Below are 22,717 nucleotides of genomic sequence, written 5' to 3'. Positions count from 1 at the left end.
TGCAATGATTTGCTACATTTAGTCTGCACAGATTATGATAAAACTACACAACATAAACAGATAAAGTCGTTTAAGATCTTGAAACTGTTGAGTTCAGATTGAAAAACGATATAGAAATTGGAAAACCCAAGGAAATATTAAGAATTTATGAAACTTCAAACTCTCGCTTGCGCTATAGCTCTGGCAACTGGTGGTTTATTTTTTTCGCATACCATCAATCAGGCAATGGCTGAAACCAATGCTACAAATGTTTCTCAGTCAATTCATCCTACGCAAGAGCAGGCTTTGGTTACGCGACAGCTCGCCACGTTGATTGATCGTCAACATTATTTAAATATGCGCTTAGATGCCAATACATCAAATCGTATTTTAGAAATGTATATCGACAGTCTTGATCCTGAGCACACGTTATTTTTAGCTTCTGAAGTTGAAAACTATAAGAAAAAGTATGGATCGACTTTAGGTGCTGCCTTAAAAGCAGGTAATTTGTCTGCGCCGTATGAAATACATGCGCAGTATCGCGCTCGTCTAAAAGAATTTTATGAATTTGAATTGGCTGAACTCAAGAAAACACAAAACTTACATCAGCCAAATCAGTTTATCGACACAGATCGTGAAAAAGCAGCATTCTTTGGAAGCAAAGCAGAGCTAGAAAATTACTGGCGTAAAATGCTAGTTTCGCAATTGATTAACCTAACCATTGCGAAACAAGAAGATCAGGCTAAACAAAAGGCCTTAAAAGATGATCCATCTTTGGCGAATGGGCAAGATCTTGCTTCATCTGAAGATTTAACCCCAGTTCAAACCTTGACTAAGCGTTATACCCGTCAACTAGAACGTATTGGACGAACCAAAAGTGATGATGTGTTAGAGCGCATTTTAAATGCAATGACACTGACGTATGACCCGCACAGTAACTATTTCCCACCAGTAGATGCAATGGAGTTGAATCGCCAAACCACCTTACAGCTGGAAGGAATTGGGGTTTCTATTCGCCCTGAACGTGGCAATGAAGATTACACCAAGATTGAAACCATTGTGGATGGTGGGCCTGCAAGTAAAACAGGACAGGTAAAATCAGGCGATCGTATTATCGGTGTTGCCCAAGATGGCGACAAAATGGTTGATGTGATTGGTTGGCCAAGTTCAGAAATTGTCGGGTTAATTCGTGGTAAGCGTGGCACAAAAGTTTCAGTCAAACTTTTAGCGGCTGGCGCATCGATGAATCAAGCGAGAGTGGTCACGATTACCCGTGATGTGATTCAAGAAGAAGATGCAGGTGTGCGCTCACGTACCGTGGATGTGACACGCAATGGTGTGAAGCATAAATTCGGTGTGCTAGAAATTCCTTCATTCTATTTAAACTATCGTGCTCGAAGAGCAGGAACTGAATATCGCTCAGTTGCGGAAGATACCAATAATGCCTTGAAGTCACTTGCTTCGCAAAAAGTAGAAGGCATTATCATTGATTTACGTAATAACCCAGGTGGTTCTTTAGAAGAAGTTGCCAAGATGATTGGACAAGTCATTAAAGAAGGGCCTGTTGTTCAAATTCGTGATGGTAATGGTAATGTGAGTGTGTTTGAAGACACCGACGGTGGTGCTCAAACTTATGCAGGACCATTGGCTGTACTTGTCAATTTGGCATCGGCATCAGCCAGTGAAATTTATTCGGCTGCATTGCAAGATTATGATCGTGCGATTGTATTGGGAAGCACCACAACAGGTAAGGGAACAGCACAAGTTCAATTAGACAGTTTGGCTTATGGTCAAGCAACGCTGACGCAACGTAAATTTTACCGAGTAACAGGTGGGAGTACACAAAATAAAGGCGTAGTTCCAGATATTAAACTGGTCGATATTTATGATGAAGAGTTTGGTGAGCGTAAAGCTAAAAATGCTTTGAAATGGGATACCATTCCAACTGCACCATTCAAGCGTGAAGGGTCAATTCAGCCCTATGTTGCACAGTTGGGTGAAAAATCAAAAGTGCGTGTTGCGGTAGATCCACAATTTCAGTATTTAGAAGCGCGTAAAGCGATTGCGCAGCAAGCGAAAGACCAGAAAAAGACCTCTTTGGATATCGATTTGCGTAAAGCAGAACTCAATGCGCTTGAAGCGAAAACGCTAGCCGCAGAAAATAAGCGCCGTACAGAAACAGGATTGAAGCCTTATTCAAATTGGGAAAGTTATCAGGCGAGTTTAGATGCTTTAGCTGAATCGAGAGCAAAAATGAAGGCAAATCAACGCCCTGCATTGGCCGAAGAAGAAACTTTTGTCACCGAAGCAGCCAATGTTTTAATGGATATGGCGAGTCTGAAAAGTAAATAACTAAGCCCCTAACTAAATATACTATTTAGTCAAATTAAAAAGCATATTTAATATATGCTTTTTTCTCTTTTATCATTAAAAAATAACTTGACGTTCAATAGGATAGTGATATTTTAAGGGTAACTAAAGATATTTAAAAAAGGTGAACCTGATCGCAGTTATGCGTCGTATTTATAGGGGCTTCTTATAACAAAAATAGATTTATTACGGGAAGAAATATTGTATGAGTTATGATAGTAACCTCGTAATAGGTTCTGTATGCGCTGCAGTAATCATTTGTTACGTGGCTATTTCATTGCAACAACTCATATTTAAACAACAAACTACCCATATAAAAAAGTTGATGTTGTGTATATGTGGAATGGTCTTTGGTTTTGCGATTTGGGTTATGCATTTTATCGGAATGTTTGCTTGTCATTTACCTAAAGGCTATTCGTTTGATCTTAGTTTAACCATCATTTCTTATGTCATTGCTGCGATTGCTTCTACATTTGCGGTTTGGTTGACTACTCGTGATACCTTACCTATTTTACGTTTGATTTTGGGCGCTATGTTAATGGGTCTAGGCGTTTCAGGAATGCATTATGTCGGTATGATGGGGTTAAATATTCCTGATCAACTGATTTATTATAATATTCCATTGGTGGTGTTTTCTGTACTCATTGCAATTAGTGGTTCGGGACTCTCATTCTGGCTCGCTTTTAAATATAAAAATACATTCAATCACAAGACATTATATAAAATTGCTGTTGCGTTTATGATCGCTTTTACAATATCCGGTATGCATTATACAGGTATGGCTTCAGCGATATTTTATCCAGTTGGTGATATGGTCAATGCGACACAGCATGGGCAAGAGCGACAAGATGTTCTGTTGTTTACCATTATTTTCGTGACCAGTTTGGTTTTAGTTGCCGCATTTAGTGTGGCGATCTTAGAAAAAAGGTTGGAAGAACGTAATCTACAATTATTGCAAGTCAATAAAGAACTGGAAAGTTTGGCGCTACAAGACAATTTAACCAAGTTACCTAATCGTTTATTTTTAGTTGAATACACAGATGCTTTATTCTTACAAAATAAAGAAAGAAAATCTAAAATTGCTTTGATTTATATAGATTTAGATCGTTTTAAATCGGTAAATGATGCATTTGGTCATCATGTTGGTGATGAATTATTGGTTAAATTAGCACAGCGTCTATACCCATTATTAGAAGAAGGACAAAAGCTGATTCGGATTGGTGGCGATGAATTTATTCTGATCGCAGAAAGTGTCAATAGAGCGCAAACTGAACAGATTGCAGATTTAGTTCTACAAAAAATTCAAGATAGTTTTCAAATTTCAGGTAAGGAAATCAATATTTCTGCAAGTATTGGTATCGTTTTTTTCCCTGACAATGGGAAGAGTTTGCAGGATCTATTGATCAATGCTGATTCAGCAATGATGCAATCTAAAGAGCAGGGACGAAATACATTTAGTATTTATAGTAATTCTTCTGATCAACAGCTCTTAAGTAGAAGCCAATCTAAACTGATTAATGATCTTTATAAAGCAGTTGAAGACCAACAGTTTATCTTGTTTTATCAACCCAAGTTTACTGCAAATTATCAGATTTGTGGTGTTGAAGCGTTGATTCGATGGAAGCATCCTACTTTAGGTTTGCTTGCACCGAGCATGTTTATTGATGGTGCAGAGCAGACGGGTTTAATCATTCGAATGGGGTATTGGGCGCTCGAACAAGCCTGCATGCAGATGCGAGAATGGGAGGAGAAGCAATATGCTTTTGGACCAATTGCAGTCAATCTTTCTGCCGTACAATTTGAACATAAACATTTGATCGAATCGCTAGAGAAACTGATTAAAAAATATAATGTTAAGCGTGGCAATTTAATTATAGAAATAACTGAATCTACTGCGATGCACCATATTTCAAGTAGCATTCAAACTTTTGAAAAATTAAGAAATTTAGGTATCAAATTAGCGATTGATGATTTTGGAACAGGGCATTCAAGCTTTTTATATCTAAAAGATTTACCTGTAGATGAATTGAAAATAGATCGTGAATTTATTCGTAATTTAAGTGTGGGTTCAAAAGAAGAAATTATTTTGGAAAGCATTATTCAGTTGGCTATTCGTTTGGGGCTTGTCGTAACAGCTGAAGGTGTGGAGACTGAACAGCAAGCTGAGATTTTAAAACGTTTAGGCTGCCAGCAACTACAAGGTTATTTGCTTGGCATGCCGTTGCCTGTAGATCGTTTGGAATCGTGTTACCCTGTATTTGCTTGATATAAAAATCATGAGTTGAATGGTTTTGGGTTATTGAGGATTTTAAATATACTCACTCATATTTAAACGGGTAGCTATGTTAAAAAGTAAGAGTAATCATCAAGGTCAGATTGATGTGAGTACAATTTTATTGAGTTTTGAGTCCCTTAGTTTGAAGGAGGGGAATGGCTTGAGATGCAAGCTGTGAATTTCATTCTAAAGTGAATTTATAGAGGTAGACCTATTATTTATGAAATACCAACCGCCTTATTCTATAACTTCAAAAATTATTCATTTGATCGCTCAGATTAGTGAGAATGTAGGACGTTTAACTGTTTTGGAGGAAATTCAGGGTAGCTTAAAACTTAGGAAAGCTAATCGTATTCGTACTATTCAAGGTTCTCTTGCGATTGAGGGAAATACGCTGAGTACCGAGCAAATCACGGCGATCCTAAATGGTAAACCTGTGATCGCACCTCCTAAAGAAGTTCAGGAAGTTCGAAATGCCATGAAAGCCTATGAAGCATTTCAACAATGGCAACCTAGTCAAGAAGTGGATTTATTACGAGCACACCAAATTTTAATGACAGGTTTGATTGATGAAGTCGGTCAATATAGGCGTAGTGGTGTAGGTGTAATGTCAGGTGATCGAATAGTACATATGGCTCCACCAGCCAATCAGATTAATCGTCTTATGGTAGATTTACTCAATTGGTTGGGTGAAAGTGAAGAACATCCTTTGATCCGTAGTTCTGTATTTCATTATGAATTTGAGTTTATACATCCATTTACAGATGGTAATGGGCGGATGGGTAGGCTTTGGCAAACATTGATCCTTAGCCAATGGAATCCAATTTTTGCCAATATTCCAGTTGAAAGTTTAGTCTACCAAAATCAAAATGCTTATTACGAAGCTTTACAGACAAGCACTGATCGGACTGATTCAGCGCCATTTATTGAATTCATCTTACAGATGATTTTAGATGCAATCCTTAGTTCAACTGATACCGCTCAAGATAGCGATCATGCTACCGCTCAAGCTGACGTACAAGCTTATCAAGGAATGAATGATCAAGTACAACGGTTAATTTCAGCAATGAAACAAGAAGACTATACTTTGGCTGAATTAATTCAATTGGTAGGATTAACCCATCGAGCGACATTCCAAAAGAATTACTTAAATCCTGCGATAGAAGCAAATTTGATTGAACGGACAATTCCAGATAAACCCAAAAGTCCGAAGCAGCGCTATAGATTGAAAAGCTAAAAATCTTTATAAACATGAAAACAAGGTATTTACCAATGTGAACACTCGGCACTGTAGTTAAAACTACTTTCAAGATTACAGCGTAGCATGGCGTAATTCTGCTACAATATTGCCAATTTTATATTTGGGTCAGTTTTGATCCTTACAACTGCGTGTTCGCAGTAGGTATTTTGCATGAGCTTTCAAAATGAATTAGCGACTCAGGTCGCTCAGCGACGTACGTTCGCTATTATTTCCCACCCAAATATTTGACTCCATTTTAAGCTCATTCAACCTATTTCAATTTTAATTATAGAAAAATCTAAGTGATGAAAATATATATAAATATCGTTATTATTTATCTAAAATATCATTCAACCCCATTCAATGAATTTCAAGTCTAGTCAGTATGTTTGTGTACATAAGTGTGTACATATTTTCTAGGATTAGCGATTTGAAAAAAATATGTACACAGGTGGAACAAAATGCCTTTAACAGATACTTGGCTTAAGAAGAATTTAGATCGTGAACGTTCTGTGGTACATATTGAGCCTGATCAAGATGGTCTGAGCGTTCGTGTGTCGCAAAAAGGCAAACTCACTTTTCAAATGCGCTTTAGGTATAATGATAAACAGGCCCGTTTAGACCTTGGCACATACCCAAATATGAGTCTTAAAGAAGCCCGTGTTGAATTGCAGAAAATGAAAGCAATTTTAGAAAAAGGACATGATCCTCGTATTCACAAAAAAGTCGAACTTCACAAAATTACTGATGCGATTACTTTTGAAGCTTTGTTTAGAGAATGGCACACTAAATATAGTATTCCGAATAAGAAGAATGCAGATCAATATTTAAGATCATTTGAACTTTATGTTTTTCCTAAATTAGGTGGAATACCTGCTGAGCAAATTACCTTACATATGTGGTTGGATTTATTGGAAGAGCAATTTAAACAATCTCCATCAATTACTGACCGCATTCTCACAAATACTAAGCAATGCTTGGATTGGGGGATTAATCGAAAGTTAATCGAGCAAAATCCTATACGTCATATTACGGGAAAGCGTGATTTAAATATTAAGAAAAATAAAACGGATCGAGTGCTACGGGATGATGAGTTGTCTTTAATTTTTAGAATTTGTGATGAGTCAAGGACGTCTCTTAGAAATGTTTTGTTTCTTAAGTTATGCTTGTTTTATGGTAATCGCTACAGTGAACTGAGACTTGCAAGGAAATCAGAATTTGATTTTAGCAAAAATACATGGACAGTACCTTACGAGAATCATAAGACAGGAGAGAGCAAAGGTAATATCATTCGACCAATCATTGAAGAGATAAAACCTTGGCTTCAGTCTGCAATAGATTTGAGTAATTCTGAGTACATCTTCCCACATGAAAATGGTAAAGAGCCTATGGGGCGCAGTGGACCAACTGATACTCCTTATAATTTTATGCAATTTGCACGTAAGAATTTTGGTGTAAATATGGGTCATTGGTCTATGCATGATTTACGTCGTACGGCTAGGACAAATTTTAGTGCGTTTACAAGTAGGGATGTTGCTGAATTGATGGTTGGTCATGTAATGCCTGGGGAGCAGAGCACATATGACTATTATGATTATCAAAAAGAAATGTCTAAAGCGTATAAGAAATGGTGGAAAAAGCTTAGCAATCTATCTAACTAGATAGATTGCTAATTTGATTGTTATTGAAATGGTTGTGTAACCATTCATTAAATATTTCTTCATCCCAGAGATTGGTGGAACCAGTACATTTTTTTATAGGCTGTGGCATTGGTTTTTTAAACATTCTTTGATTAGGTTGTTGATAGCGCCATAACGTTGATGCGGAGCAATCCTTGAGTTTTTGGCGAATTTCTTTAGATGTTAGGTAACCCATATCTTTGATCCTTTTGAAACAATGTCTATATAAAGATCGGATTTTTAACCTGAAAGGTTTAAGAATCTGTCTTGTTTGTTGATAATGCAACTATAGAATTTCATAAAAATAAAAAGTAGAGTGGTGCGTAATTAGTAAATAACTAGCGTATCATGCTATTCAATATATTGTTATTTAAAGGATTAAAAATAGTGAATTTAGACATCATTTCTGATTTGAATGATTTAGAGCAAGAAATGCTTTTCACATTTAAGTATTGGTATGACTGTGATTTTGAGGCTGATATTACGCATCCTTCATATGTAGCAGCTAGAGATAAAATCATACTGAGAATGCAACAAAATGATTTCTTAAAGAACCCACTTAGAGTGACAGTACTTCCACAGTTTTCAAATGATCCTAGTTTTAGACCAAATCAAATATATGATTTTTTTATAAAAATAGATTTGTTAAAAAGTGAAAGTGGTCATTTATCTTCAAGAACTTGTAAGCAACGGTTTTCCGAAATTTTAATGGCATATGTAGATACAATGGGGGCTTACTATTATTGTTATAACATTGGATTAGCAAGAAAAGTGAGTGCAATTCGTGCAGTTAGGGCGCGCTATGATAAAAAATTATTACCTAGGCGTGAAATTTTATACAGTGTTTTACGTGAGCAATGTGCTTTAAATGGGTGTAAGTGGAAGAGCTTGAATCAGGCTGTAACTTCAATAATTCCGACATTGATAAAAGAATTTGAAAAATTTGATGTTGATTGGGTGAAAGCCTTAATTAAGGAAAAAGAAGAAGAGTTAGGAGAGGTAATGAGTGATGGGTATAAGCACCGTAAAGTATTATCCGATAAAAAGGCTAGGCAAGTAAAAGAATTACAAGAAGAAATTGAAAATCTAACAAGCATTCTAAATTCGAAAAACCCCTCCGTTGCATTAAAGCGTTTTGGCTACAATATGCCATATAACAATACTGACTACATGGAGGAAACAATTATCCACGAGTTAAGAAAAAATCACGATTTATTGAAAGAAATTTTAATCCCAAAAAATGAAAGTTAAATAAGAGAGAATCACATTTTTACTGTTACACCCAATTATTCCCTCATATGGATTAGGGGAGAGCGGTACTTATTACAGTACTTTTTTATTAGATCGCTATCAGATTCTACAGCTCTACTTTCCCCACATAAATCGCACAGAATTCACTTTGTATTTTTAAAGTATCGCCAGCAGCAGCCTGTTTTACTTTGCAGGGCTAAGAGGATTTTTGCCTTAAAAGCGTCAAGTAGTATTTAAAAATTGAATAGGTGTGTCTAATTTTTTTTGGCTAATAGTCTCTCTGATATTTTGAATAATAACTATAAATAGTGTAATTTTTGATTTAAAAAATATGATTATTATGATAAAAAGTACTGAATAACATTGAATTAAAAATTTCATAAGTACCGTATATAGAGGTTTTTAATGAATATAACTCCAACTTTATCTAAAATTTCAAAAGAACAAATGTATGATTTACTTAGGGTTCGATATAGAAAGACTTATGATGAAGCCAAGCAAGAGGGGGTGGATCAGAATATTCTCATTTTTAGGGAATCAATTGATGTCATTCAGCTCTATGATTGGTGGCTGTTAAATATCAAGAATGATGAGGTGATGAGTAAAAGAAGATTTGAAAAAATGGACTTTAGTCGTAAAGAACAGTTCTTAAAAGATGTTGGTTCTTTGCAATATGCATCTGGATTATTGCCTGAATGGCATGGATTGGAGATACCCGCATTTAGAAAATTTGTACAATATTTGATGGAACCAGAAGTGCAAGGCGGGTGGGGAAATCAGACAAATATTGTTATGTGGTTTAATCAGTTTTTTCAACAAAATAAATTTTGTATGAACAGCCCTCAGGATTTTAGTTCTATTCCTCGTGAGCAATTGGCACAGGTTTATTTTGAAATATCTGAATATTTAAACCCAAAAATGAAAACTGATGAAACAGTTAAACAAACATTTGCCTTGTCGGATGAAGAAGAGAGCTATTTTCAGTATTTCAAAGACACATTAGATCGAAATGGGCAAGTGTACGTCATGTGTTTGGACATTAATCTGTATGCACCTTCCGATGATTGTTCAAACAGTTACACCAGCTTATTCAAAGTACTAAAAGGTAAAATTGATGCTATACGCCAGTTGATAGCTCAAACTGAGAATTTACAAAGTTATTTATTAAAATTAGAACCGATGCAGGAAGCTGGTCTAAATTTGCATTGTATATTGATGTTTAATTGTAAACATTTGAACTTCTCAGAAGATGGGATTATTGCTCAATTAGATAAGAAAATGAAACAGGAGGCTGGTCTGTCTGCCGAAAGTTACGACCTAAAGAATTGGAATAAGCATCTTCGAGATTATCATCATAGTAATGCCGTGGGTTTAATAAAGAAGGGTAAGGGCAATGAGCTTTCACTTTATTATTGTTGGTACTGGGTTTACAGCTATTTTTTTTCTGTAGACCAAGTCATAAGCCTGAACATAGACGGCTATAATAGTAACGATGATATTTTTAAGGCTCACTCAAATAAGTCTTTAATGCCTCAAGGGGCATTACTGCAAAAGGATATAACAAAACAGATCACATTTGATGAGCTTTTAACACTTTCTAAGTGCAATAAAAGCTACGATTGCCAGCACCTCCCTCAAATAGCTCAAAATTATCTCGATAAAGTTGCATTGATGGATTTACGTTCTGTTTTACCTCCTCCTATCAGTCACAAGGATAAGATTCCACGCAGTAGCTTACTTTATTTGATGGAGCTGTTCTGTGAGACGTTGAAAACGGTTCCAGCAAAACTATTCAATGTAGTAATAACGCCAGCCACTTCTAATAAGAATCGTTCTCCTAAATTTTATAGCGATAGCATGACGCGTTTAGGGCGTATTTGGTTTGGTCTTTTCAAACACTTAAACGGTGTGGATTATCCTTTTATTCAAATAGAAATGCTTGGTTTCGAATCACAAAATGTAATCGATTTTAGGAGCTTCTTTTCTTCCAAGGCGAGTGAGTTATTGGATTTATGTAATCACACAATAGGCCCTGAAACAATTCAAAAGTATGAAGAGATATTAAGAAGTTTTAAAGCAAGTCTGAATGTGAACACTTATAACAAGCAACTAAAAGAATTAGATAAGTCATTTGAAAAGTTGTCAGAATATGCTGAATACCTTTTAGAAAAGGATGTACTTGTTTATCGATTGCATCTGAAGTTTGGTCGTCTACATGGTGGTAATTTTAGCAAAAAAGAGCAATCGGCAATTTTGACAGAGTTCCTTCGGGTAGGGCGCTCAACTCAACCTTTACGTTGGTTAAGAGGGTATATACTGCGTTGGGATGAAAAAGGATTTGTAGTTGGGCAAGACAAAACGTTGTATGCAGACCTAACCTTGATTTTTAATTATGACTCAGAGTTACAGTCTATTGATATATATCAAAGTTTAGATTCATTTTTGAAAAGGTTTATTGACCAGCGCAATGAAAAATATCGAAATTCAGAGGATTTATCTCATAGTGGTTCTCTTGCTTTTATAAAAGCAGAGTTTACTTACCTTCTAGATCCCCAAGTTATTTGGGATGGAGTGATCGAACTTTCGTCAAAACCCTTAAAAATTGAGACTATAGACAAAGTGACTAGGGGAGCTTTTAAAGAAAAGTATTTGCCATATATTTGTTACAAGAGTTTATTTAGCCCAATTCAAGGTTGGGTGCCTAAAGAAAAAAGGCTAACACCAGGGCAAAAACCTAAATCAAAGCATGTGCTTGTCAAGAAAAATGACGATGAACAATCATGATTGTTTGCGTGTTTTTTCATTGAAAGCGTTGAATAACTTTAGCTCTGCTGAAAATGATCAATTTTCTATCATTCCCTAGGGTAAATTGATTGAAATGTTTCTATATTTCAATGAATCTTAGGGCATTTTTTTGTCTGAAAAGCTGTAGTAGATATTATATATATGAATTATATAACTAAAGATTAAGAATTAAAAAATACTCAAACACCTGATCTGATGAGCATATTACGGAATTACTCATCATGAACATTCACCAACACACTCTCCATGAACCAAAGCGACTGATTGAAATTGAATCTTTTACTAAAAGAATTATCAATGATGGTTTGAAGAGAAAAGACTTACCTGAACTGGTTAGATTGCTAAATGCCTTTGAACAAATTTATTCCTGTAATCATGTATATGCAGACTATGTTGATGTCTTTCATGTCATAGCCAAAGGTGAACTTCAACGTTACAGGAAAATGGAAAATGGCTACTTTACGTATGACTCCCTTCTAAAGGTAGATGAGGGAATATTAAACGAATACAGCAAACTGTTTCATGAGTATCGGTCAAAAGTTAAAAGTGATTTACGTCAATATAGGTTTGGAGTAAGTGCTCGGTTTAAAAGGCTTAAGCAGCTCTCAGAAAGATTGTTCCATCGTTATAGCCGTAATCTCGTTGTCAGGGTGGATTTGAAGTATCACGTGGATAAACAGCATATGGTTGATATTGAAATGTTTAATCTACATGTTCAAACGCTTCGTAACCGTATGGCAAATAAGCATACGTGTTTTAAAAATCTGAAACTGAATGCTTGGTGTTTAGAGCAGGCTCCTCTAGGGAGTTATCATGTTCATTTGTTTTTGATCTACGATGGTTCTACATCTACTTATGACTGCAAGCTCGCTAGATGGGTAGGCAGGGTATGGATGGATGAAATAACGGAAGGGCTTGGTTATTATTGGAATTGTCATACTTGTAAACATGCGGATGAAGATGTGGAAGACAGTGAAATTATGGTGGCGAATACAGAAAACAGTCAGGAAAAGGAAAATTATAAATATCTTAATGGCTTGGGAATGATTCAGCGTGAAGATCCAATAGGATTAGCAAGGCTTAAATCTGTGTATGGCTATTTAGCTCGTATGACTGTTGAAAAGATTGAGCAGCGTCTTAGAGTGCGTGTGAAAGGTATGAGGGCTTTTGGCTGTTCTTCATGTTGATTGATTAAAAGACTATACATCTCAATACAGTAGGATAGAGTTATACATTATTAGCTAAAACAGTCATTTGGGGCTCTTAAGGAATTGATTCAGGGAAGGCTCAACCTTTAGATGAAGTTTGGATAGTCTACTTGGTTAGGAGTACATAATAATTTCATATAAAAGCTTTATACTAAATTATGTTTTAAGGCTTAGTTACAACTTTTGATAATTTAGCCATTTACGAAATTTCATGTAGTATCTATTCTTTTTAAAAGGATAAAACATGTTTGAAAAAAAACTTAAGGGTGCATGGATTATTCACCACGCACAAAAATTAAATGAGATAAAATATGCAGATAATACTTTTGATAACACTTTAACTGCTGGTAAGGCTGGTCTACTTTTATCATCCTTATCTAAGGATGATGAATCTGAAATAACTTCTTCCAAAGTACAGGCTCTCAGTACTTATGTAGGAATATCTAATTTAGAAAGAAAACCGTTACTAGAGTTACTAAAAGAAAAAGAATTAATTGATTATAGTAAAAATGGTGATGTTGTAACTTTAGGGTTAACTCAGCATTCAATTTTAGAGCATACAGCTAGTATATTTGACCAATCAATTGATTCTTTTGATAATATTGAGAATGCTTCGATCTTTTTGGCTGAAAAAGCATCTCAGGAACCTATTTTTCAAAATGAAATAAAACCTTTACTAAGCGATGAGTTTAAGCTTACTTCTGAGAATTTAGATTATTTATTCACATCTGCCGAAACTATAGGCTTTACCGATGTAGAAACATTATCTGATAAAGGTAAATTATTATTTAATGGTAATCTTTTTAAGAGGCAATATTCTGAAAAAATAGGACGAGTCTTTCAGTCTTTATCAGCTCAAGAGAGTATAAAGATAAATGAGTTAAATTCTATTATTCGTTCGGAAGGTTGTGTAGCAATAAGTGAAGGTGAACGTGTACTAGGGCAAAAGCTTTTAGATAAGTTGCTACCTATTGGTGTATATGAGGTAAACATAGTATCCAATTCTAAGGAAGAAATAGGTTTTCTTACTCTACCAGAGTCCTTTTCAAAATTTGGAAGTAACTCTATTGTTGATGATACTTTTGATCTAGCTAAAGCATTTATTAGTTCTTTGAAATACGGAATGACACGAAGTGCTTATGGAAGAGGGCAAATTCAAGCAATAGAACCTTTATTAAGAAAATTAATTTCGGGAGGGCAGGTTGGACCTGTTACTGCAATAGGTCAGGATTATAGAGTTCTTGAACTAAAGGGAGTTGTTCAAGTCATTCCTTATGCAAATGATAGATTTTACTTAAGACTCTTAAAAAAAGAGGTTGGCGAAATAGCTTTACTAGTCTTAACTTCAGGAAATGCTAGTGAACATGCTCTAATTTCAGATAGCTTAATACCTTCGACTGCAGCTACTCAATTCAGTGGACCAGAAATAAATCGTGATTTATTAAGAAAAAAACAAGTAAAAGTGAATCCGACTGCAACTAATAACATGTTAGATGCTTTACGGACTGGAGGCATTTAATGGCTGATTTAATCACTTTACCTAAAGGTATGGCACTGGAAGAAGTTTTAAGAGACTATTTTCTAAAAACAGGATCTTACGTTGTTCGTGGTGTTCCATTTGTGTATGAAAATGATGATGTAACCGATATAGATCTATGGGTATATTCGAGAGCCTCGTCATTTTCTAGGGAAATAACTGTCGTTGATATAAAAAATAAAAAAGTACCTCATGCTCTAGAAAGAATTTTTTGGGTAAATGGCTTGAAGCAAGCGACATATAGCAACAAAGCTATTGTTGCTACAACTGATTCTAGACCGCTTATTAAAACTTTTGCGAAGAAACAAGATGTAATGGTATTGGATGGAAAGTTTTTATCAAAGTTAGTTAGAAATCAAAGTCCGAATGAAGAAAGACTTTTTGAAGAGCAGCTATCAAATTTGATAGATTCATATGAATTACAAAAAGTAGATGGAGATTGGAAAAACAGGATGAAATATTGTAAATCTATTTTATCTAAACCAATTAATTTTGATTCCTGTAATTCATGGCTTGCTGAAGGGAAGTTCTTTGCTCAATTAGTTTTAACTAGGGAAAGAGAAAGATATACAGCTATTAGATGCTTATATTTGATCTGTTCTTATTTAGCTTTGGGAATAGATTTTTGCATGAGAGAAATTTCTTTTCTTGACCCTCATGAGAGAATTGAAAAACTCAAAGAAGGATTCCTTTTCGGTGATAGGGGGTTTGCAGGTACCAATGATTTAATTAAGTTTTCAATGAATATGATCACTCAATATGTAGAGGGTGGAGATGTTCATGCAAGGCTTTTAAAACAAAGGTTTGACAGTGATGTATCAAATCTTCCTGTAAATATCTTGGCTGAGTATTTTGCTAAAACTGAAAATATTAATCATATGTTTCAATTTGCAAAGACGTTAGAGCAAATGGCTATGCAGTCTAAAAATCCAACTTTACCAGAGACACTTGATATTAAAGGATACTTATATTGTCTTTTAGATTATTGGCAAATAAACAGGCAAGAATTTTCAGCTGCTATGAGTCTTACTGAAAGTAGTTAATATTTTTGTAGATTAAGAGCGTGGTTTACCACGCTTTTTTATTAAAATTAATTAAGTGTTCTATATGGTAGGTTTTAAACCTAAAGCATTGTGAATATTAGAGCTTCCACTACACTAAAATTTTGGGTAATCATGGTACTTTCTTACTAATTAACCTATAAAATAACCATCTGAATTGACTTCAATCCCCCTCACCATTATTCTTAGTATGCTGACCTACATTGTCAGTCGGTTTTAGCAGACCGATCCATCTAGCGTATCAGGTACTTATATTCTTCCTGAGTATAAGTCTTGTGCGAAACCTTCTCGTCCCCCTTTGCGGTAGAACGGGAGGGGGACGCGTTCGCGCGTGCTGATACTAGATGATCAGTCTGCTAACCCCCTTTCGTTCTGCCACCATAATCAAATAGCAGTGATTCGGCAGAACTTCTATTACATCTAGGAGTCTATCATGGTCATTCAAAACATCCCCTTACTGTACTGAATTCTATTTCAAACAACTGACTTTTCACCAAGCAGTTGATGGGATTTATTCATCTCATTTTATTCATATTCGCACATCTTCCTGACTCGGGAGCATGCGTCGTTGTGTCTTAAATTTTGATTTCAATACAGAACAATACCAAAGGGGAGCTTTATGAGAATTCAAACATTCAGCATGCTTGCTGTATTCCTTTTACCTATTTTATCTGCTTGTTCATCTACGGATAGCAAAGACCGTAAAGCTTATATCGAACAATGCATGTATCCAAACGCTGCCATTAAAACCGCAGTGGAAAGTGAAGAAGCCTGTAGCTGTCGCTATGACAGCATCCGTGAACAATACGGCAAGCCATTCTTTACTGTACCGATCAGCAATGATGAAGACAGACGTCGTCTGGACTTTGCCAGAGGCTATACCGTGGGCAAATGCAGAGGGTAGGAACATGATAAACAAAAAATTACTTTTCATCATAGCCGTTGCTTTGCTGACAGGCTGTAGCTCCAAACAAGAGAAAGCCTGTCAGGAAGAAGCGAATGTAGCTGAAACCGTGATGCAGGCTCGTTTGACCTACGGTGGTTTTGCCGAAGCGACTTACATGCTTGCAGGCGATAACGATGAGCTGAGAGAACAACTCAGACCGATGATTCATGATGCCTTTGAATATAGTCGAGGTGGGACAGCAACTTTTGAAAAAACCAAACAAGTTTTTAAAGACAAATACTACCAACAATGCATGGATAGACCAGCACCTTGATGTGAATACCTAAGCATATGGGGAATAAGGGAAAAGAGATAAAATGAAAAAGATCATAATGTTGGCAACCATAGCCATGTTCACAGTCGGTTGTGAAAAACAACCAGAAGCAGCACAAGCGCAGAATAACGCAGTGAAAACCGAAGCAGTCAAAGCAAAGGCTCAAACAGACAAACTGACCGAGAAAGAATTACAGGACTTGGAGTCCTTAGAAAAATCGCCTAGTGAAGAAACGGCAGCTACCGCAGGCTATTATCTCAGTAATTTGGAAGTGACACCCGTTGCGGAAATACGAGAATTTATTACCAAAGGCTGGGATGAATGGGAAACCCTGAATAGACAAGAAGCGGAGAAGGACGCACAACAAACATCATCCGACCAAGGCGATGCTTCAATGCAATATCGTATTGAAATTAAGAATCAGGTCTTTGGTGAGAAACATGAGGTTGAAACAGCCTACCTCCATTTAATTTCATTGTCCGATAGCATTACATTGGATCGAGTGGTGGTGAATCGGGGTAACTGTAAAGCAGATTACCGTGATGGTGCCAATCCTATTTTGTATGGGAAATCCATGCGCTTCTTCTTGAATTGTGATCCACGCAATGTCAGAGAGGTGGTTGCAGTACTCAAGGATGGACGTGAAATTGTGATGTCACCACAATAAGCTGAAGGCGATATTTATTCTACATACGCACCACGTACTATACAGTTGAGTCGTTGAAGCTTTTGAACGGATTGAAAGAAATTTCACTTATATAACATAAAGATGAATCAATACATTGAATGTGTTTATTGAGCCTATTACACAGGACTTAATAAGCACATTCACAAGACAAATCTGAATCAGGCTGCTGGACTTCATTCCAATCAAGGGATGGGGTTCAGCAGCCTTTTTGTTTATAAGGACAAAACGCATGGCACATCAACTTGAACAAATGGCGTATGTAGGCGAAACCCCTTGGCATGGCTTAGGCAACCAACTCACCCAAAACCAACCCATCGAGGTCTGGGCACAGCAGGCAGGCATGGACTGGAGGATTGAATCCTCCAATGTTAGCTATATGGCACAGAATGAACGAGGGCAAAGCATCATCATGCCCTATGAGGAACAGCGAGTACTTTATCGTTCCGATACCCATGCACCGCTATCCGTAGTCAGTCAGCGTTATCAGGAAGTCCAACCATTGGAAATCTTAAATTTCTATAAAGACCTGACCGAACAATCTGGCTTTGAATTAGAAACCGCAGGTGTACTCAAAGGTGGAAAGAAGTTCTGGGCATTGGCACGAACAGGACAAACAACATCACTCAAGGGGAAAGATGTCAGCAATGGCTATATTCTCTTAGCAACGGCTTGCGATGGCACCCTTGCCACCACCGCACAATTCACCAGTATTCGAGTGGTGTGTAATAACACCTTAGCCATTGCCTTAAAAGGACAGAACTCAAGTGCAGGCGTGGTCAAAGTGCCACACAGCACCAAATTCGATGCTGAGAAAATTAAACAGCAACTGGGTATTTCCGTGCGTGCATGGGAAGATCATATGTATGAAATGAAACAACTGAGTCAACGTAAAGTGACGCAACAAGAAGCGGCGGCTTATTTCGATGCAGTGTTTAACAACACTAGTCTGAGTATTGCCGAACAGGATGACAGCATTATTCAGTTCTATCGTAATGTTGCTAATCAGACTGAGACTACAAAAGCCGAACCCAATGGACGAGCAATGTCTAAAGTCATGACCATGTTTAATGGACATGGACGAGGGGCAGAACTCAGTTCAGCCAAAGACACCGCCTATGGCTTATTGTGTTCGATCACAGAATTCTGCGATCACGAACGTCGTGCTATGAGCCAAGATCATCGACTTGATTCTGCATGGTTTGGTGCAGGGGCAGGTTTAAAACAACGTGGATTGGAGCAAGCTTTAAGGATGATTGCTTAAGTTTGCTTTAAGCTTTTGAGATTAAATTAAAAATTGTCAATCAAGCAAAGTTTATGTTGCACCACCTCCAGAGCATAAACCCTTTATAGCCACATCACACGATGTGGCTTTTTTTATGCCTGCTGTTTTAAACACCTCATTTCAGTCACTCAAATTCATTGAGCCACGACACAGAGCCACATCTTCGGATGTGGCTTTTTTATGCCCGAAATTTACAAAATAGGAAATCATCATGAATACAGCACTAAACATGCCTCTCAATGTAACACCGAATCCAATGGTCAATATTCATACCCATCGTCCCAAACTGTTTACCGCTAAACGCTTTGTAGACACCAAGAAACTCAGCCAAGCCGAATGGTTAGCAGTACGTCGACAAGGCATCGGTAGCAGTGATTGCGCCGCAGCCTGTGGACTCAATCCCTATATGTCGATGCTCGAATTGTGGATGATCAAGACAGGTCGGATTCAACAAAGCATCGAAGATGAAAGTGAAGGGCATGCGCCTTTGTATTGGGGCAAACGACTTGAACCCTTGGTCGCTGAATACTACAGCATGCATACCAATTACAAAGTTCGTCGGGTCAATGCAGTGCTACAACATCCTGAAGCTGATAAACACTTCATGTTGGCTAACTTGGATTATTCCGTGGTGGGTGATGCTGATGTGCAAATCTTGGAGTGTAAAACAGCAGGGGAATATGGTGCTAAGTTGTGGCGAGATGGTGTGCCTTTATACGTGCTGTGTCAGGTACAACATCAATTGGCGGTGACAGGTAAGAAAGCTGCGCATATTTGTGTGCTGATTTGTGGGCATGAAACCCGAATCTTTAAAGTGACCCGTTCTGAATCAGTGATTCAACACATCATCAATGCTGAACGATATTTCTGGGAGTGTGTGGAAAAGGATACACCACCTGAAGCAGATGCCAGTGAGTCGGCAGCCAAAGCCCTACAACTGCTTTATCCTGAACATGTACCACTCAGCACCACAGACCTCACTGAAGATACGCAAGCCAATCAACAGTTTGAGCAACTGCTTCAAGCGCGCAACCGAATCGAAAAGCATCAGGAGCAATTCGACCTACTCAAACACCAGTTACAAGCCAAGATGCAACAGGCTGAACGTGCAACATTCACCAATGGCTCAGTGACGTGGAAAAAGTCCAAGGACTCAATCAGTTTAGACAGCAAGGCTTTACTCAAACAACATCCTGAATATCTGAATCAATTTCCACAAAGTAAAACAGGTTCACGGCGTTTCAACATCTATACCAATGATGATTGAAAGCGATTTAGCCTAAGCAAAATATTCAACCACTTAACATTAAAACACCCAAGCAACCTAAACATTCCATGCCTCAGCGCATGGGATTTTTTTATGCAAATTTCATTTACACAATAGAGGAAATCACCATGATCAAAGGTTTAGCAATCACGCCACCCATACTTGGCAGAATCAGTATCGGTAAAGTGGTAGAAAAGAATGGTAAACGATTGCCCGAAAAGGATGACCAGTTCACGATTACTAGCCAAATCCAAGGCAAAGAAGGATGGGTCAAGCACCCCTTAGATGAACAGCTTCGCGCCAAAGCAACCAACCAAAAATTCAGAACCATTCCTGTGCGGATGATCTTTAACGATCCTGAACTCAATCTACGAGCGGAGTACAGCCTATTTGACCGCCAAACAGGACGTCCCGTTTGTGTAGGGAATGGAGAAACTTGCCAACGCCTCACCAATCAAGGTGTAGAACAACATCCATGTCCATCCCCTGATTTATGTCCATTAGCACAAGGCGGCAACTGTAAGCCTTATGGACGTTTGCATGTCAACTTAGATGAAAGTGATGAGCTGGGTACATTTATTTTTAGAACCACAGGTTTCAACAGTATTCGGACTTTGTCAGCACGACTGAGCTATTACCATGCGGCATCGAATGGCTTACTGTCCTGCCTACCATTGCAATTGACCTTGAGAGGCAAGTCCACCGCACAAAGCTATCGTACCCCTGTGTATTACGTGGATTTGACACTCAGGGATGGCGTTAATCTGCAACAAGCGATTCAAATGGCGAAAGAGATTGACCAACAAAGTAAAGCCTCAGGGTTTAATCAACAGGCTTTAGATCAAATGGCACGGCAGGGTTATGGTAATGCACGGTTTGAGGTGAATTCGGAGGAGGGATTGGATTTGGTCGAGGAGTTTTATACGGATGAGCTTGTTGAGTCTGAAACAACAACTAGAACCAAGACAAAGCCTAAATTCAATCAGGGGGATGGATTCGTGCAAGATATTCAGAAGGGATTGCAGGGGAGTGTGAGGGCAGTTAATTAGGTGAATTTGCCTTATATTAAAAATATAAGGCTTTTTCAGAATCTTAAAAACCAAATATTTTAGCTTGGTGAATTAAAATACTAACCATCCCTATGGAGTAAATGGGAACAAAGATAAAGCAAATTAAAAAAAGGTAACTGTCAGATCAAGTTTAAGCTAGTACAGCCAGATTAAGTTGGAGCTAATACAACTTAGGTTTAAATAGGTAATTTCTAATTTTTTTAATCAAATAGTTTGTAATTTTCAAGCTATTTATATAATAAATTTCATCATCTACATTGGGTTTGTTTAAATGCAAAATCTCTTCCACAAAATCAATTTCAGATTTATTGAACCTAAACTCACCACGTAGTAAACAAGGAACTTGTTGTATTTCTTCAAGTAAAAGTAAGCACATTTCTAATTGAGTATGATTTAAACTTACTTGGGGGTTGAGCTCTGTCAAGTAGCGAACCACCCATATATCGTATGTCCAACAAGTTATATTTTCTAGAAGTTCTTTTTTGTCTTCTTCATCTGCTTGAGTTTCAATAATTTCTTGAAATACATTCAAGCGTTCAGGAGAGTCATCACCTTCAAGGTAAAAGTCATTACCACTCTTATCTTCAAAATAACTAATACTATCTTCTAGAATGATTTTTAATAGTTCAAACTCTTTATTTGAAATTTCCATCATTTTTTCCAAAATTGCCAAGGTTTTTTATCGGCACTTGGTTTAATCGTGTCAGCATAAAGTCCCTCCTTTGCAAAAAGACCATCTGCAAAGTCTGGATATTCTAATCTTGCACGTTTCAAGATTTTTAATAAAAAATCGTCCATATAAGGTTTTTTATTTGGATAAAATTTTCCTAAAGGAGTTGTCATAATTACATGGTTTAAAATAGGATTTTCTAAGCCTTTTTCTGTTCTTAACCTTAAGATTGTATGTATTTCAAAGGGCAAATATGAGAATGTAAAATCTGAGATATCAAAAAATTTTGTTGCTGTATCAAATTTTGATTGATGAGTGTGTCTATCACATAAGCATAGTAATAAATGTTCTAATAATATAATATTTTCTGTATCCCAATTTTCAATTAATTGATTGAATAATGGTTCATCAAATGCACATGTTGGAAAATTAATATCTTTTTTAAACCAATAGTTGTTTAAAAGTCGTAATACAAAATATTGAGTTCTTCGATGATATAAATCACCCTCGTCATTAAATATTTTTAAAGATGTAGGTGAATTAATAAAATCTAAATATTTATTAGTTAGAAATTTGGCTTCCTCTAACATGTCAAATTGTAAATATGTTCCAAGATCAGAAACTTTACTTTTTAAGAAGAACGTAGTATTTAATTGATCATTTACTCCATTGTTGAATAGCTCGATAGATTTTGAGCATTGATGTAGTTCAAAACAAGTTTGCCAATAAAGATAGCTAATGGCTTGAAAAAAATAACTTTCATTAAATATATTTTTAGTTTGAAAATCTTCGAATGACTTTTGCTTCAAACGTTGTAAATAACTTCCCAAACCATTGAAAGCATAAAATATGTTGTAATCTAATACTCCAAATTCAGATTTATGTTGAAAATTCCCATCTTTTATGTATTTATCTAATAAATCAAGGAAAATTTGATCATTAGAGTTATCCAAACTTTGAATATAAAACTCAAAACTTGGAAATTTCTTATAGATTCCTTGTCGTTTGATATCTATTATATCTGAATTCATTTTAATAACTCCGTAGGTTTACTTCCTGCTTTCCAATCAAATGATTTAGTGATAGTGTTACCTGATTCACCTAATTTAGGTAAT

At 36.7% G+C, this 22,717-nt stretch carries 18 protein-coding genes and 1 pseudogene; 16 read left to right on the top strand and 3 right to left on the bottom strand.

What is annotated here, in order from left to right; all coding sequences use genetic code 11:
- Positions 1-147: 147 nt before the first annotated feature.
- From ACY45D_RS15030 to ACY45D_RS15010, 5 genes and pseudogenes are all read left to right on the top strand, one after another.
- The gene (locus tag ACY45D_RS15030; RefSeq protein ID WP_463107441.1) at positions 148-2,331 is read left to right on the top strand and encodes a carboxy terminal-processing peptidase; all 2,184 of its coding nucleotides are present in this window, start codon (positions 148-150) and stop codon (positions 2,329-2,331) included.
- A gap of 223 nt (positions 2,332-2,554) precedes the next feature.
- Entirely contained in the window at positions 2,555-4,615 is a 2,061-nt protein-coding gene (locus ACY45D_RS15025; RefSeq protein WP_463107440.1) for a bifunctional diguanylate cyclase/phosphodiesterase, read from the top strand.
- Between the two features lie 229 nt (positions 4,616-4,844).
- Entirely contained in the window at positions 4,845-5,861 is a 1,017-nt protein-coding gene (locus tag ACY45D_RS15020) for a Fic family protein (RefSeq protein ID WP_463107439.1), read from the top strand.
- A gap of 174 nt (positions 5,862-6,035) precedes the next feature.
- A pseudogene (locus ACY45D_RS15015) lies at positions 6,036-6,107 on the top strand (hypothetical protein); the annotation flags it as partial.
- 218 nt (positions 6,108-6,325) lie between these two features.
- Entirely contained in the window at positions 6,326-7,525 is a 1,200-nt protein-coding gene (locus ACY45D_RS15010) for a tyrosine-type recombinase/integrase (RefSeq protein WP_463107438.1), read from the top strand.
- On the opposite strand, the gene ACY45D_RS15005 is transcribed toward ACY45D_RS15010, so the two are convergent.
- On the bottom strand, positions 7,518-7,739 hold the full coding sequence (locus tag ACY45D_RS15005) for a hypothetical protein (protein WP_463107437.1): 222 nt from the start codon (positions 7,737-7,739) through the stop codon (positions 7,518-7,520). The two genes, ACY45D_RS15010 and ACY45D_RS15005, sit on opposite strands and share 8 nt — an antisense overlap.
- Positions 7,740-7,930: 191 nt before the next feature.
- On the opposite strand from ACY45D_RS15005, the gene ACY45D_RS15000 reads away from it, so the two are divergent.
- From ACY45D_RS15000 to ACY45D_RS14950, 11 genes are all read left to right on the top strand, one after another.
- The gene (locus ACY45D_RS15000) at positions 7,931-8,794 is read left to right on the top strand and encodes a hypothetical protein (protein ID WP_463107436.1); all 864 of its coding nucleotides are present in this window, start codon (positions 7,931-7,933) and stop codon (positions 8,792-8,794) included.
- Positions 8,795-9,199: 405 nt separating this feature from the next.
- Complete coding sequence (locus tag ACY45D_RS14995; RefSeq protein ID WP_463107435.1) at positions 9,200-11,578, top strand: hypothetical protein; 2,379 nt, start codon at positions 9,200-9,202, stop codon at positions 11,576-11,578.
- Between the two features lie 242 nt (positions 11,579-11,820).
- Positions 11,821-12,786, top strand: coding sequence for a YagK/YfjJ domain-containing protein (locus ACY45D_RS14990; RefSeq protein WP_463107434.1), 966 nt, complete (start codon positions 11,821-11,823; stop codon positions 12,784-12,786).
- Between the two features lie 265 nt (positions 12,787-13,051).
- Positions 13,052-14,326, top strand: coding sequence for a hypothetical protein (locus ACY45D_RS14985; RefSeq protein ID WP_463107433.1), 1,275 nt, complete (start codon positions 13,052-13,054; stop codon positions 14,324-14,326).
- The gene (locus ACY45D_RS14980; protein WP_463107432.1) at positions 14,326-15,387 is read left to right on the top strand and encodes a hypothetical protein; all 1,062 of its coding nucleotides are present in this window, start codon (positions 14,326-14,328) and stop codon (positions 15,385-15,387) included. The genes ACY45D_RS14985 and ACY45D_RS14980 overlap by 1 nt, the downstream gene beginning before the upstream one ends.
- A gap of 637 nt (positions 15,388-16,024) precedes the next feature.
- The gene (locus tag ACY45D_RS14975; protein ID WP_463107182.1) at positions 16,025-16,309 is read left to right on the top strand and encodes a hypothetical protein; all 285 of its coding nucleotides are present in this window, start codon (positions 16,025-16,027) and stop codon (positions 16,307-16,309) included.
- 4 nt (positions 16,310-16,313) lie between these two features.
- Entirely contained in the window at positions 16,314-16,625 is a 312-nt protein-coding gene (locus tag ACY45D_RS14970) for a hypothetical protein (RefSeq protein WP_463107181.1), read from the top strand.
- Between the two features lie 43 nt (positions 16,626-16,668).
- A complete protein-coding gene (locus ACY45D_RS14965; RefSeq protein ID WP_463107180.1) occupies positions 16,669-17,292 on the top strand; it encodes a hypothetical protein in 624 nt (207 codons plus the stop codon).
- A gap of 250 nt (positions 17,293-17,542) precedes the next feature.
- A complete protein-coding gene (locus ACY45D_RS14960) occupies positions 17,543-18,574 on the top strand; it encodes a DUF932 domain-containing protein (protein WP_463107179.1) in 1,032 nt (343 codons plus the stop codon).
- Between the two features lie 232 nt (positions 18,575-18,806).
- On the top strand, positions 18,807-19,862 hold the full coding sequence (locus ACY45D_RS14955; RefSeq protein ID WP_463107431.1) for a YqaJ viral recombinase family nuclease: 1,056 nt from the start codon (positions 18,807-18,809) through the stop codon (positions 19,860-19,862).
- A gap of 128 nt (positions 19,863-19,990) precedes the next feature.
- Entirely contained in the window at positions 19,991-20,911 is a 921-nt protein-coding gene (locus ACY45D_RS14950; protein WP_463107430.1) for a recombination directionality factor, read from the top strand.
- Between the two features lie 181 nt (positions 20,912-21,092).
- On the opposite strand, the gene ACY45D_RS14945 is transcribed toward ACY45D_RS14950, so the two are convergent.
- On the bottom strand, positions 21,093-21,584 hold the full coding sequence (locus ACY45D_RS14945) for a hypothetical protein (protein ID WP_010115249.1): 492 nt from the start codon (positions 21,582-21,584) through the stop codon (positions 21,093-21,095).
- Positions 21,584-22,633, bottom strand: coding sequence for a hypothetical protein (locus ACY45D_RS14940; RefSeq protein ID WP_463107429.1), 1,050 nt, complete (start codon positions 22,631-22,633; stop codon positions 21,584-21,586). Before ACY45D_RS14940 ends, ACY45D_RS14945 begins: the two co-directional genes overlap by 1 nt.
- Positions 22,634-22,717 lie beyond the last annotated feature (84 nt).

The organism is Acinetobacter sp. BZX-2, assembly GCF_055179795.1.
This window is presented reverse-complemented; position numbering and strand designations above follow the sequence as displayed.

What these genes read in the sequence shown, in the direction of transcription:
- ACY45D_RS14975 (WP_463107182.1), top strand. Translation starts at nt 16,025, where the DNA reads ATGAGAATTCAAACATTCAGCATGCTTGCTGTATTCCTTTTACCTATT.
- ACY45D_RS14960 (WP_463107179.1), top strand. Translation starts at nt 17,543, where the DNA reads ATGGCACATCAACTTGAACAAATGGCGTATGTAGGCGAAACCCCTTGG.
- ACY45D_RS14945 (WP_010115249.1), bottom strand. Translation starts at nt 21,584, where the DNA reads ATGGAAATTTCAAATAAAGAGTTTGAACTATTAAAAATCATTCTAGAA.
- ACY45D_RS15030 (WP_463107441.1), top strand. Translation starts at nt 148, where the DNA reads ATGAAACTTCAAACTCTCGCTTGCGCTATAGCTCTGGCAACTGGTGGT.
- ACY45D_RS14940 (WP_463107429.1), bottom strand. Translation starts at nt 22,633, where the DNA reads ATGAATTCAGATATAATAGATATCAAACGACAAGGAATCTATAAGAAA.
- ACY45D_RS15020 (WP_463107439.1), top strand. Translation starts at nt 4,845, where the DNA reads ATGAAATACCAACCGCCTTATTCTATAACTTCAAAAATTATTCATTTG.
- ACY45D_RS15005 (WP_463107437.1), bottom strand. Translation starts at nt 7,739, where the DNA reads ATGGGTTACCTAACATCTAAAGAAATTCGCCAAAAACTCAAGGATTGC.
- ACY45D_RS14990 (WP_463107434.1), top strand. Translation starts at nt 11,821, where the DNA reads ATGAACATTCACCAACACACTCTCCATGAACCAAAGCGACTGATTGAA.
- ACY45D_RS14995 (WP_463107435.1), top strand. Translation starts at nt 9,200, where the DNA reads ATGAATATAACTCCAACTTTATCTAAAATTTCAAAAGAACAAATGTAT.
- ACY45D_RS15010 (WP_463107438.1), top strand. Translation starts at nt 6,326, where the DNA reads ATGCCTTTAACAGATACTTGGCTTAAGAAGAATTTAGATCGTGAACGT.
- ACY45D_RS14955 (WP_463107431.1), top strand. Translation starts at nt 18,807, where the DNA reads ATGAATACAGCACTAAACATGCCTCTCAATGTAACACCGAATCCAATG.
- ACY45D_RS14970 (WP_463107181.1), top strand. Translation starts at nt 16,314, where the DNA reads ATGATAAACAAAAAATTACTTTTCATCATAGCCGTTGCTTTGCTGACA.
- ACY45D_RS14985 (WP_463107433.1), top strand. Translation starts at nt 13,052, where the DNA reads ATGTTTGAAAAAAAACTTAAGGGTGCATGGATTATTCACCACGCACAA.
- ACY45D_RS14950 (WP_463107430.1), top strand. Translation starts at nt 19,991, where the DNA reads ATGATCAAAGGTTTAGCAATCACGCCACCCATACTTGGCAGAATCAGT.
- ACY45D_RS14965 (WP_463107180.1), top strand. Translation starts at nt 16,669, where the DNA reads ATGAAAAAGATCATAATGTTGGCAACCATAGCCATGTTCACAGTCGGT.
- ACY45D_RS14980 (WP_463107432.1), top strand. Translation starts at nt 14,326, where the DNA reads ATGGCTGATTTAATCACTTTACCTAAAGGTATGGCACTGGAAGAAGTT.
- ACY45D_RS15025 (WP_463107440.1), top strand. Translation starts at nt 2,555, where the DNA reads ATGAGTTATGATAGTAACCTCGTAATAGGTTCTGTATGCGCTGCAGTA.